This window comes from Catenulispora pinisilvae, from assembly GCF_015356865.1.
GTDB classification, from domain to species: domain Bacteria; phylum Actinomycetota; class Actinomycetes; order Streptomycetales; family Catenulisporaceae; genus Catenulispora; species Catenulispora pinisilvae.
In genome coordinates this window covers 1-255 of sequence record NZ_JAAFZA010000665.1, presented here as the reverse complement: position 1 = coordinate 255, position 255 = coordinate 1, and the positions used below count along the sequence as shown (strand labels likewise).

At 63.9% G+C, this 255-nt stretch carries 1 pseudogene; it reads right to left on the bottom strand.

Annotation, left to right across the window (positions count from 1 at the left end):
• A pseudogene (locus IZR01_RS54985) lies at window positions 1-255 on the bottom strand (group II intron reverse transcriptase/maturase); the annotation flags it as partial.

Sequence of the window (255 nt, the reverse complement as noted above, 5' to 3'; positions counted from 1 at the left end):
CCTGAAACCACCGGCTGGTTTCGGGATCAACCGGCGCCGCGTCGGCACCGGACGATAGGTCCCGTCTCGAAGGTCCTGCTGGATCTCGGCCAACAACCGGCCGACCCCATAGGTCTCCTCGATAAAAGCCAAGGTCACACGATCGACCCCGGCTGCTCCACGGTTGATCCGGACTCGTCTCCACGCCTCCCACAGCACGTCACCCCTGTGGACACGGTCATACAGGGCATGGAAACGCCGCTCCGGCGACTGCTT